The 12,663-nt window shown below is 37.4% G+C and carries 12 protein-coding genes; 5 read left to right on the top strand and 7 right to left on the bottom strand.

Going from position 1 to position 12,663, the window contains the following annotated elements:
* Window positions 1-132 precede the first annotated feature (132 nt).
* Window positions 133-993, bottom strand: coding sequence for a proline iminopeptidase-family hydrolase (locus tag AN964_RS03370; RefSeq protein ID WP_055738361.1), 861 nt, complete (start codon window positions 991-993; stop codon window positions 133-135).
* Window positions 994-1,101: 108 nt separating this feature from the next.
* On the opposite strand from AN964_RS03370, the gene AN964_RS26240 reads away from it, so the two are divergent.
* Entirely contained in the window at window positions 1,102-1,272 is a 171-nt protein-coding gene (locus AN964_RS26240; protein ID WP_161809202.1) for a hypothetical protein, read from the top strand.
* A gap of 19 nt (window positions 1,273-1,291) precedes the next feature.
* Here AN964_RS26240 and AN964_RS03365 read toward each other — a convergent pair whose 3' ends face one another.
* The 6 genes from AN964_RS03365 to AN964_RS03340 all read right to left on the bottom strand — a co-directional run bounded on the left by AN964_RS03365 (window position 1,292) and on the right by AN964_RS03340 (window position 5,279).
* The gene (locus AN964_RS03365) at window positions 1,292-2,044 is read right to left on the bottom strand and encodes a Cof-type HAD-IIB family hydrolase (protein WP_268888425.1); all 753 of its coding nucleotides are present in this window, start codon (window positions 2,042-2,044) and stop codon (window positions 1,292-1,294) included.
* Window positions 2,045-2,299: 255 nt separating this feature from the next.
* Entirely contained in the window at window positions 2,300-2,836 is a 537-nt protein-coding gene (locus tag AN964_RS03360; protein WP_055738360.1) for a DinB family protein, read from the bottom strand.
* A gap of 17 nt (window positions 2,837-2,853) precedes the next feature.
* Complete coding sequence (locus AN964_RS03355; protein ID WP_055741119.1) at window positions 2,854-3,399, bottom strand: DUF1697 domain-containing protein; 546 nt, start codon at window positions 3,397-3,399, stop codon at window positions 2,854-2,856.
* Window positions 3,400-3,549: 150 nt separating this feature from the next.
* Window positions 3,550-3,771, bottom strand: a complete 222-nt coding sequence (locus AN964_RS26875) for a hypothetical protein (protein ID WP_126649294.1) — start codon at window positions 3,769-3,771, stop codon at window positions 3,550-3,552.
* Between the two features lie 120 nt (window positions 3,772-3,891).
* Window positions 3,892-4,686, bottom strand: a complete 795-nt coding sequence (locus tag AN964_RS03345; protein WP_055738358.1) for a class I SAM-dependent methyltransferase — start codon at window positions 4,684-4,686, stop codon at window positions 3,892-3,894.
* A gap of 146 nt (window positions 4,687-4,832) precedes the next feature.
* Complete coding sequence (locus AN964_RS03340) at window positions 4,833-5,279, bottom strand: NUDIX hydrolase (RefSeq protein ID WP_055738357.1); 447 nt, start codon at window positions 5,277-5,279, stop codon at window positions 4,833-4,835.
* Between the two features lie 313 nt (window positions 5,280-5,592).
* On the opposite strand from AN964_RS03340, the gene AN964_RS03335 reads away from it, so the two are divergent.
* Genes AN964_RS03335 through AN964_RS03320 form a run of 4 tightly spaced genes read left to right on the top strand, consistent with a single transcriptional unit; the run spans window position 5,593 to window position 12,221 of the window.
* A complete protein-coding gene (locus AN964_RS03335) occupies window positions 5,593-6,843 on the top strand; it encodes a site-specific integrase (RefSeq protein ID WP_055738356.1) in 1,251 nt (416 codons plus the stop codon).
* A gap of 6 nt (window positions 6,844-6,849) precedes the next feature.
* Window positions 6,850-9,918: a helix-turn-helix domain-containing protein gene (locus AN964_RS03330; protein WP_055738355.1), complete on the top strand. Its 3,069-nt coding sequence runs from the start codon at window positions 6,850-6,852 to the stop codon at window positions 9,916-9,918.
* A gap of 10 nt (window positions 9,919-9,928) precedes the next feature.
* Window positions 9,929-11,545 carry a site-specific integrase gene (locus AN964_RS03325; protein WP_200915569.1) on the top strand — a complete coding sequence of 539 codons (1,617 nt, stop codon included), beginning with the start codon at window positions 9,929-9,931 and terminating at the stop codon, window positions 11,543-11,545.
* Complete coding sequence (locus AN964_RS03320; protein ID WP_055738354.1) at window positions 11,538-12,221, top strand: hypothetical protein; 684 nt, start codon at window positions 11,538-11,540, stop codon at window positions 12,219-12,221. The genes AN964_RS03325 and AN964_RS03320 overlap by 8 nt, the downstream gene beginning before the upstream one ends.
* The last annotated feature ends 442 nt before the right edge of the window (window positions 12,222-12,663 follow it).

Below are 12,663 nucleotides of genomic sequence, written 5' to 3'. Positions count from 1 at the left end.
ATTTCATTGCCTTTTTATGCAAAAAGGTGCCAGGCAATAACTAAAATGAACACTTTTGTCCATTTTGAGTGCCTGACACCTTATTAAAAAACGGGGCTCTTTCACCCTCATACATAACATCACAGCGCCATGTTAATCTGCGCTGGCTAAGAATTCTCTTACGACCCGAATATATTCTTCCGGCTCTTCCAAGTAAGCTAAGTGAGCACTGTTTTCATATACATGGAATCTCGCTCCCGGAAGCTTGCGGCTTTGGGCTTCTACAGTGCTTGGTGTAGCCTCGTCAAAACGGCCGCATGTAAAAAGGGCAGGAATCTGAATCTCCTTTAATCGGTCCGTTACATCGAAGCTTTTCAGGTTCCCGGTTGTACAAAATTCAGAAGGTCCCCACATTGTGTTGTAAACCACTGCATTCGATTTTGCATATTCGGTTTCCGTTTCTTTTGGCTTGGATTCAAGGCGATATACAAACCGTTTATTAAATTCCTTCATCGCCGTTTTATATTCTTCTGAATCGGTTGTACCTACACGTTCATGTTTTGCTAAAATATCCTGAACATCCTGCGGAAGCTGTTTTAAATGAACTTCCTGATCTCGCTCCCACTCTGGTGCACTTAAGCAAGGGCTTGAAAAGATGACACTTTTGACCCCTTCTGGCTTTGTTAATAAATAACTAGCAGCAAGCATGGTTCCCCATGAATGTCCTAAAATATGCAGCTGTGAAAGTCCTAGTGCTTCCCTTATTTGACCAAGCTCCTCCACGAACCGCTCCACATGCCACAAGGATAGATCATCCGGCTTGTCCGATCTTCCGGAACCAAGCTGATCATAAAAAATAACAGGGCGCTCATCTCCCAGTTCCTCCAGTTTGAAGAACGGAACATGTGTCCCACCTGGTCCCCCGTGCAAAAGAATCACAGGTGTTTTTTCACCGTTTCCCACTTTTTTATAATAAACTTTTCCACCAGTTACCGAAACATAGCCTTCTGTCATTCTCGCTCATCCCTTCGTATGTATATCTGTAGTCTATAATACTGTTAAAAGCGGACATTGAATCCGTTATTTTGATAAATTCCCCTTATTTAAAGGGGCAAGTGGACAATGAGTCCGTTATTTACGAAAAAACACGACGAAGTCACTGCTTTTTTACATGATAAGGGAACCAGTGTCCGCAAACATCAAAATTTGACCCCATTTATCACAGATAACGGATCTGGTGTCCACCTGGCCCACAAAATAAACCCAATAAGCGCCTTTTCCACATTAGATTAGGTATTTTCCCCGTCTTTGTTTACAAAACCCACTGTAAAATTGCTTTGGCAACGCCATCCTCTTCATTTGTAGCCGTTACCCAATCAGCTGCTTTTTTCACCGTTTCCTGAGCATTCCCCATTGCCACTCCTATACCGGCGCTCTCAATCATCGCGATATCATTAAGGCTGTCGCCTACTGCCATTACGTTATCCATCGTAATACCGATGCGCTTGCAGACTTTTTCCAGTGCTTTCGCCTTACTAATACCGTACGGATTTACTTCTAAATTCGTCGGACTTGAATTTGTGACTTGGAGCTTATGCTTGTTCAACTCTTGTATAATCGTATTGCGAACATCATCGTCCTCCACATCAAATCCAAACTTCAACCATTGGTGCTCTGATAATGCCATGTCCTCAGGAAAGTCCTCTCGGAATACCTTATCCACGGTAAGAGCCCAAAACTTCGTTTGATGGCGATTTTTCAAATCCCACATCATTTTGATTTCCTCAACTTGAAGTAAATTTCTTTCCAATAAATTGCCGTTGCTATCCCAAATTTCCCCGCCATTGACCGTAATGATAAAGGAATTCAGTTCGAGGGAACGCGCATATTCATCCACGTGAATAAATGGCCGTCCCGTACTTAATACAACATGAACACCGTTTTCTCGTGCCTTTGTAATGGCCTCCCGATTCGCTTGGGAGATTTCCTGATTTTCATTGAGAAGCGTTCCATCCATATCTAGTGCAACTAATCGTATATCCTTTTTTTGAGTATTATTTTCCAATTCTCTATACCTCTCTTCGCCTGCCTATTTTCGTCCCCTCTATTGTAGGCATAAATGCTTCATAATGCCAATAATTGAAGAAAAGCAATAGAATTGTCCACCTGCCGCGTACAAAAAGGCCAAATGTCCACGAGTGGTGCCTGACACCACTCATAGACACCACTCGTAATTCAGCCAAAACTTTTATATATACTCAAGCTTACATAACATAACGATGTCCACAGATTGTGTACAATCCACAAATGGTGCATCCAATCAAGTTTGCGGGTAGTTTTCAGCACCCATGTAGCGCTCTTGGATGATGTTGCGGTGATGAAGTTCATGTCCTGCTATGATGTATGCAAGGGCCCGGACGGTTACTTCGGAACCATTGGCATTTCCTGTTCGCTGCCACGCATCTTCATGTAAACTTTTAAGTAAAAGAGCGGTGGAGTGACGTACGGCTTCCAAATTTTCAAGAAGTTCCTCAACCGATAATTGGTTGAAGGCAGAGTGAAGTACATAGCTTTCTTCATTGAAACCTGGCAATGCCACTTTCTCTCCCCGCGCAATGCTTAGAAGACGATATGCCATTATTCTTTCCGTATCTGTGATATGGCCAATCACTTCTTTTATCGTCCATTTGTCAGGAGCATATCGAAAATGGGCTTGTTCTACTGTTAATCCTTTAAGAAGTTCCACCGTTCTTTTTATTTGCTCGCTAATAATATGCTCGATATCACCTTCTGAGACTAAGCCAATGTAAGTTGCAAAAAATGGATTATACTCCTTGAATTCCGGTCTTTTTTTCATCTTTGCCATCCCCTCTTTTATTCGTTTTTCATTTCCTTTGCCATTGAATCAAGCTTAACCGTTGTTCTCCAATTCCGTACAGTTGCTTGCACACCAACCCTCTGAACCTGCACCGCCAGCTTTGAATCTCGGATACTTTTTCGAAAAAATAAGTACATCTCTTTCCCTATCAGCCGGAACTGTTCATCATCATTTTCAAATTGCCTTAAACGATCCACCGCTTCTTGAGTTGGTTCTTCCTCTAAAAAAGCAACATGAACGCTTTCTCCCTCTAACAAATGGTCAACCGGAAACGGACATTGCTGAATAATCTTTTCAATCTGTATAGAAGTTCTCAAAATAATGGAGACAGGAAACCCAAATGTTTTTTCAACTTCCTGTTCCAATCGATTTCGTAAGGTCTTTTCCTCCTCTTCAGACTCAAACACAACATTCCCGCTCTGAATATATGTCTTCACGTTTTTAAGCTGTATTGTTTGAAAAAGATTTCTTAATTCAGCCATTTTGATGATATTATGGCCGCCAACATTAATTCCTCGAAACAACGCAATATAAATGGTTATTTTTAACACTCTCCTTTCAAATTCTAATATTTTCATAATTTTGTGACCTATTTTACAAGCTTTCATCATTATTTACAATCCTCTATTATTTTGTCTATGTCTCAAAAAAAGAAAAAAGCACTTTACCCAATCGAGGAAAGTACTTTTTCTTTAAGACAAAAAACTAAACAGCAACGCTAATATCATTCCGACCACAATAAAAGCAATAATGGTATAAAAATTTTTGTACCAGTGCTCCACAAGTTGTTCCGATAACACGTTATCCTTCTTAGCATTATTTAATTCTTTGTTAAATTTATATAAACGGGTAGCGGGTATTACAAATATCACGACAGCAATTATACCTATAAGGATCCTCAGGCATTCTTTCATTTTCTGTCCTCGATTCATTAGAAGTTACCTTATTTTATCATTTCCTATTTTTAGATACATAAATCCATTAAGAAGTTCAAAATTCCGTCATTTTTGTGGCAAGGAAATGTCAGTATAGATTTATTCCTTCAATGGCTTACTAGTGATCATTGTAAACAAACCCGGAACCCTGTTTTCTATACCTGCCGGTGCCCCGTCAGAAAAAGCCCACCTCACACCTTTTTCTTCCTCTAATTTTTTGATTTCTAATCCTACCTGAACAACCGAGGTGACGATTTCCCTTAATGTCCAGCGGCGAACCAACACTTTTTCCAAAGAGGATCTTTCCCTTTCAGAAAGAAGACTGCTATAGGCAACATCCCCTTCTATCACCGTTTCATCAAAGTAATTTCCGTTTTCACCCATATCCACTACTTTTGAGGCATAAGGATGATAATCCCTTAGAATAAAAACACCGCCTGGTTTTAAAGCATTAAAAATTAATGCAAAAAGCGGCTCAAGATCAACAAAATAATGTAAAACGCCTAATTCTAATAAGATATAATCAAAGTCGGCCAGCTTTTCTTCTTCCTGAATCTTCAATACATCCGACACAATGTATTTGATTTTTACCCCTGCCGCATTTGCCAGCTCTAATGCATATTTTTGATTGTCATGTGAAATATCGACAACCGTCATATCGGCACCCAATAACGCAAGAGACACAGCTTTATTTCCTTTAGAACCAAGTAAATTAGCAATCTTCTTCCCTTTCACATCACCCATATAGGGCAAATAATGTGAAACATCTGTAACAGGATCTTTTTTCAACGTTTGCGCATATTCATTTGGAAATCCATGCCGATTCACCCAGGACTGGTAAGCTGATTGGCTCCAGCTCTTTTGATTCTGGCTACTGATTTTTTCTTGATGCATTTGCTCACCTCTTCTGCAATCATTAAAAATCCCTTTTATTGAATAGTTCTTTATTCACACTTTATTTCCTTCTATTTCAAAGAAAAAAAGACTTCCGCTCCTAGAGAAAGTCTGTATAAGTATCACCTATGTAAGTACCCAAAACTTTACGCCGATATATAATGCTTTGCACAATCCTCGGCCATTGTTAAAATTTCCATCCTAAACCGGCTGTCCCCTTCTATTTGTTTAATCATCTGCCGAGCTGTTTCAAAATTAAAAATAACATACCCTGTTTTTTCATTTTCAAATTCATATGGGACAAAATGATCTACTTTTGCCAACAGCCACACTGTATAGGTATCTGTTGATTCCCAGTACCAAGCGGCAAAAGGCTGCCTTTCTCCGCTAACTACTAGCCCAACCTCCTCCATCAGTTCACGATCAAGGGCTTCCTCAAGCGTTTCCTCCCCCTCCATTCTCCCGCCAATCGTCGTTAAGACCTGTTCATCTTTATCCCAGGCCATTACGATATTGCCATCTTTCGTTATCGGTATACAATGAACTCCGGCAATTTTTTTATCTGTTGGCAGTTCCACAATCTTTTTTAACATGAAGATTCCTCCTTAACCGCATCGAGAATTAGCGATGGAAATACAATTTTATCCCGATTTCTGGGATCATATTTTTTTGAACGAAAGATAACTCCATCACGACCATCCCATTCTTTTTATCTCCATAATATTGCACAAAATTGTTTTGTACAAAAATAATTAGGTTGTAAATTATCAAAAAAGGATTTTAAGAGTTTTTACAAAAATATTACTGTACAAAAAGCGTCAGATTGATATTATAGAAAACATAACATATCCAATTTATTCGCTTTTCAGAAAATATTGTACATAAATATAACTTATTGGAGGGCAAATGGTCAATTCGCATACTTCAAAAATAGCAACTCTACAAAATTATAAATTTATCATGATTCCTGTATGGATTGATTGGGGAAAATTAAGCGACGGTAAAGTTATAAAAAAACAGTTCGCTGTGATCGGACTAAAAAATCTACATACAGGCACCCATATCATTCATCCAATGACAGATTTTATTTTACATTACTGGCAGGCAAGAAAGTTCAACACGCAAAAGAAACATGCGTTAAACACCGTGAAATTCCTTAATTACTTACTTGTTAACAGGCGCAGTATGCGGATACACTCACTGTCTAATTTAAAACTGGCGGACGGGAGTAAGTACCTTAATACGTTAACTTCGGAAGGACAGTCCAGAGTAACAGTAAAAGACAGTGAAAGGACGCTCACCTATTTCTATCTTTGGTTAATCGGTAAGGGTGTTATTAACGGCATAGATAAAAGTAGCTTTGTCAAAAAGGAAACAATGCATGGCACAATCTATTACGAGTCTCCTTTCCAGGTGATTTATCCAGAATATCAACCTCCAAAAGTAGAGCATGCATTCCCCATCAAATACATCCCTCTCCTATTAGAAATCGCTATTCTGGAAGCAATGCCTATTGCTCTAGGCGTTTATATGCAGTTATTCGGTGGTCTTCGAGTGGGAGAAGTGGTTAATCTAAAACGAACTCAAGTGAAAAGACGAATAGTGAACGGGGATTTTCTTTTTGATGTTAAGAATCAATATTTTCGTTCTGACCTTAAGGATAGTGCGGGCAGCAGCTATGTAAAGCGAACTAGGAGTCAAAGAATTTTTCAGATTAAGGATTGGGGTGAATCCCTATTCAATGATCATATAGAATTATTTAAGGCGATGGATAACACCAATGCCCTTTTCGTAAATAGGGACGGAAATGCAATGTCTGGACGGAGTTACCGTCAATATTTCGATAAGTTAAAAAGAAGCTTCATTGAATACCTGAAAACTTATGGGGACAGCGAAGATAAATTACTTGCCCACCATTTGAGCATGATGAGTTGGTCGACCCATATTGGAAGAGGAACCTTTACAAATATGTTAGCAGAGATTGCTGAAAATCCATACGATATTGCATTTCCACGAGGCGATAAAAGCCTACTTTCTTCCCTATCTTATATGTCTAGGACCGAACGATTGCGAAAGAAACTGGAACAAAAATTTAATCATATGCATGAAGCATATATTCCAAAGCTCATAGAAAACCTCAAAACACATAAGGAGTAATAATACGTGCAGAATATATCTAAATATCTGACAAAGTCTGAACTCGCAAGAGTTTTAAATGTCACCCATAGCACTATCATCAGATGGATATCCGAGGGAAAAGTTCCTTTGATTGAAGTTGATAATAAAACCCTAATCCCAAAGAATGCCATTCCAGTGATAAAGGAGAATATCGGATATATAAATACTGATGAGTACATGAGGCTCAAGGATTTTCTTGAGTTCTTTAAAATCAGCCATGAAACTTTTTTGAATTGGATTAAAAGAGGCTGGATTAAAACTAGTGTACAATACGGGAAAAATACCTATATCCCTCTCAGTTCCATTGATGAGATAAAAAGGTTAAGTGGCTATGTTAATGAGGAAGCTTGTATAGACATTAAACAGCTGAGCAGCATATTAGGTGTGAGATCGGAAAAAATCTTTAGATTAATCAAAAGTGGCTTACTCGTAAATTACCATCTGTATAAAGATAAATTTCTTTTTAAATCCGATTCTATTGAGGATATTAAGCAAACCATCGGTTATTTCGATAGTTTTAATCCGAATGAATACATAAGGATAAACGAGGCTAAGAAAAAATTAAATCTCAATTTTGATTTTCATTATTGGAAAACAAAAATACCTTACATTACACATATGGGAACACCCTATATACATATGAAGGACTTGACCTTTATATTTGACCTTATAAATCGTAAAGAAGATAAAACAATTCTTAGCGAATATTCGGTGTTAGAAAACTATGTGGACACCATTATGGCTGCTGAATTATTAAAAATTAATAGAACTACCGTATCACAACTAATAAATTCTGGGAAAATTAAGGGTGCCGTGAAAGTTTCGTATACCCCGCGCAAAACTAAATGGATGATTCCGATGGAATCAATCGAGGATTATAAGGAACAACGCCAACTTTCTTTGAGTGATAAAAAAAAGGCTGTTTCGAAACCAGCCAATACATTACAACTTAAAATTACGGAATATCCGGTGTTAGAAAACTATGTGGACACCAGTAAGGCTGCTGAATTACTACAAATTAATAAGACTACCGTATCACAACAAATAAAGTTTGGAAAAATTAAGGGTGCCGTGAAAGTTCCGTATACCCCACGCAGAACTAAATGGATGATTCCGATGGAATCAATCGAGGATTATAAGGAACAACGTTGCATTTCTTTGAGTGATAAAAGAAATGCAGTTTCGAAACCAGCCAATACATTACAACTTAAAATAATAGCTGAAAAGACCGGATTATCATTGCGAACATTACGGAATAAGATTAGAAAAAAGCAGTTGTTTCCAAATGCCCAAAAGGTTGGAGGAGTTTATTATATACCAATTGAAGAGGCAAATGCTTTTATTAAGAACAATAACCAGCGGCTTTACAAAAAAAAGGTAGACATCTATACGAATAAGGACGCTTTAGAAGAGATATTAAAATTTATGAATGCCTTCCCTTTACCTTATCGTTTAAGGAAAACGCAGGATTTATTTGTGGATTTCTGTAAGCTCAAATTGAGCAAATTAAGAGGCGCTCCAAACCATATTCAATCCTTTTTTGGTTACTACCAGTCAGTGTTCGAAATCTTAAGTACTCTTGAAAAAAATTTGTACGAGTTAGATGTTAGTCTTATAGATTCGATTATGACCAATGAAATAACAAACGACCATAAGAAACGCATCTTCAATCATTTTTATGAATATTGTTACTCTTACTATGGTCAGCAGGTTCCGAAAAAATATGTGGTTTCTAAAACGAAAACCAATGAAGATAAGGATAAGGAAATTTACTCCCCTGAAGTTTTTTTTTCTTACTATAAATATGTAAAAGATATAGCGTTGCATTTGCCAAATGCCATTAACGATCAATATTACGCAAACATGTGGGCATTTACAATAATGCATCTTACAGACGTTTGGAGGGCATCCGACATTGTTTATAATACGCCAAAAATCGATATATCGTCTATTCAGGTCGATTCTTTGGCCTGGTTTAATACAAATGTTTTAACAATGACACAGTGCCAAAAGGTCATTAATCAGTTGTACTTGCATTTCCGGTCAATTAGGACCAGTAAAACGAATACGCTTGTCACGTTTTTGGTCGAACCGGGACTGGTTAAGCCATTATCCACTGCATTAATTATTTCAGAATTACATAGGCAAAAAAACGGGCATTCATTTCTCCTTGAATCATTCTTCAGAGGAAAAAAATTTAAATCAGTGGCTACGTCTGGGAAAGATCAACACCATTCCTTTTTTAAAAACGAATCGAACCTTGAACCCTTTAAAAGCTTGAAGTTTAATAACAGTACGATGACTTACCTGTTTTATAGTATAAGCGATGAGGACGGCAACGACGCAGATGTGGCTCTAGAACTTACTCAAAGGGTAAGGTCCCATAATAGGGCGGAGACTACAGCTATTTATGTGAAAGCCACGAACAAGGACGACACCTTGAATCAAGTGTCTTCTAACCTGTTCCGACGAGGGCATTTCGGTTGGCTGTATAATTATCTAATATTATTGACTAGTGAAAAGGATGATGTGACCCGAACAATGGAAGAAAAAACAGTGGCAATTTCGACCCTTAGAAACGAGTTAGGCAGTCCATTTCACACCGAAAGGTGGGCGCAATTTCTATTACAAATTAAGCAAAAGAGAAATTCTGTTATAACCAGATTGGCGAATCTGAGAAAGGAATCTCTTAAAGAAACAATAATAAAGATTTTTAAGGGGGAAATGTCTTCAAAGACAGAAAATGCCCAGTGTATTACGCATCCTGTTTGTGAATACCCACGATTAAACTCGTGTTATTCATGCCCAAACATCATCCCTAAAAATTATTTATTTATCGAACTGAGTGGAGAATTCGACCGTTTAATTAATTCCATTGAAGCCACTCAACATGATGCCGTCCGAAGAAAGGAATCGTACTTTCTTTTAAATTTATTACTCCTACTTGACGAAGGAATCGACTTTTTCGGGGAGGATTATGTTGAGGCATTTATAGAAATACAACATGTACGTGATAAGCTTAGCCAACTAGCTGACAAAATTTATATTGAATAAGGAGAACAACTTGGAATTAAAACTTTCTCAAGATTTGTTCGGCAATGCTAATGTAACGGTAGTCGAACAAATTTATTATGATGATACAGAAAAAGAACGATATTTAAACACTTTTTCATCTTTGAAAGAAAATGGGTATATTTCCGCAAACTCTTTTAATGACCATGTGTGGATTATGCCCTGCCCAATAAAGGCAAACGATTTCCGATTGGTATTTAATATAGAAATTTTTGGAGTATTAAACCAAGCTGTTAAAGCCTTTATCATCTTACGGAGATCATCCGGAGTCAGCCCGCATAATTGTTACGATGAACTCCAACTCCTCAAAAAAACGATAAGGGTATCAAATGGTTTTAAAAAAACAGACAGGATCAAACAAACAATGTTGTCAATGTCAGCGCCGCGGGCCTATAAACTTTCAAATGTGTTAAAGAACTTCATCAGTTTTTTTCCCTGTGAACAAGGAGAAGAAATATTAGGCATCTGTAACACCGCGCCTTTTGCAATATATGGTAACAGGGATTTACCTCATTTCCATGATGTATTGATATTCAATGATATTGTAAATGATTTTTTTCAGACTAAGCCGATCGAGTTGACTCTAAAATTTATGCCAATTATGATTTGGTGGCTTATTACGAATATCATACCTCAGCGACCAACAGAGTTCCTTTTGACGAATAAAGACTGCCTGGAACATAGACCAGATGGAAGCATGTGGCTTAAAGTGCCAAGAATCAAGAATGAAAATGACTCACCTGACAGGGTAATCCGTTACGATTCCATCCAAATTGATCGTAAAACGTACCAGATTATCTCTTCCTACAAATTAAAACTAATAGAACTGGGTATCGAGGATGATTACCTTTTCCCGCGGGATTTTTACCAATTATTCCGGAAAAGACCCAGACGTCAAGCATTTAATAGGGTGACACTGTACAATTTTGATCTTTTACTACAAGAGTTTTATACCGAGGTCGTTGAAGGGGTATATTCGGAAACAAGTCTTGAGAAAATCAAGCCGGGAGATACCAGGCACTTCGCGATTATCAATATGTTTTTACAGGGATTTAACATGCTTTCCATAGCCAGAATGGCAGGTCATGATGTAATTGCCACACAGGAGAATTACTACTCTCATGCGGAACATTTTTCTCAATCGTATGTCTACATACTGGCCCAGCACATGCTGGAACGAAAAATCTCAGATACAATTCCCGAGGGATTTATTGGATGGAGAAGGGATGCATACGATAGAGGAAAAATTTACAATGACCAGGACACCTTAAAAATGTTAAAAGTAGAATACGGTTATTGTAAGGAGAAAAGTGAAATCTTCCCTTCCTCATGTGTCGAGGATTGCAGGATGTGCAACAATTATGTCTTTAAACCAGTTATTGAGAAATACGAACAAGGGATAAAATGGCTACAGGACTATTCCACCTTCCTTAATCAGCGCATGAATGAGATTCTTTCAATTATGAAGAAACAATGCAGTTCATCACACCTTTCTGGCCATCCTAGATCTGAAGAAATATTAAAAGCAAATTCAATGAATCTGGTAAAATACATGAATCAAAAAGCAATGGTCGATTCAAAATTGATGGAGGAGGACAGATATGATTAAATCACAAGATGGACAGACTGGCAAAGGCAGACCTTCCAACTATAGTGACGAACAGCTTAAAGAAATGGCGTTACAAATTAAAAACAAATTTAAAGGGCAAAAACTAACTTATCTTTTCTTAGAAAGGGAAACTGGCATTGGCAGGAATACATGGAGCAGGCGTATACCTGATACAATCAAAGAATTAAACAAGCCAATCCCAAGGATTATCGGATTGACAGAAAGTGATGATGTATACTTTCCAAATATTGAACAAATATTTGAAGTGTACAAAAATGACAAGAACAAAATAGTTAATGAGCTTCACTTCATCGAGGCAACTTTCATTGAGCTTTATAATGAGGCTAAGAAATTAAAAGAAGATCTCAAACGAAGAAAAGATGAAAGTGAGGAGTTAAGACTGAAAAACGACGAGATAAGGTTTTTACGGGAGCAGGTAAAACATTATGAACAATTGTACAATCAGCAAATGGTTTCCAGCGCATTTTCTCATCTTCATTCACAAAATCAGGTTAACGACAATCTAATACAGTTTGATAAAAATAATAGATACCATATGAGTTTAGAAAATTTGGAAGTTTTTTTCGAAACCGTGGAATCCAATCCTTCAAAAAAAAATTCACACCTTTCAAACATGGAAAATAGGTTTAGTAATCTATTCAAAAAGGACCGATAGGTCCGGTCCTTTTATTTGTGTGCTTATTCAATTATAGCACCCTTTAGCCATCCATGCAGGACAAAAACAGTCCTGCACCACAGAGAATGAAAATTGTTCAGAAGAGTCAATACTGATATAGACCTAAATCCTATCGACACTTAGCTTTATTATTATCTAGCTCCTCTTTTTTTTACGGGGAAGTGGGTCTTAGGGCATATTGTTTCCATTTTGATAAGTGTACCTCACGGTACATTATCTCCTTTGGAAAGTTTTTTAAGATTTTTTGATTACTATTCCACCCAAGATTTATTTCGAAATACTTAAAACTAAATTCACTAAATCATAAATACAATTCAAAAAATACAAAATACCATAAGCCGATAATCCTTAGTGTAGGAAAAATCGGCTTTTTATGTCGAAATTTGCTTAGGGTATGTTTTTTCCTGACGATTACCCCAGG

Source organism: Heyndrickxia shackletonii, from assembly GCF_001420715.1.
Lineage (GTDB): Bacteria > Bacillota > Bacilli > Bacillales > Bacillaceae_C > Margalitia > Margalitia shackletonii.
Note: the sequence above shows the minus strand (reverse complement) of the source record. Positions and strands in the feature narration are given on the sequence as shown.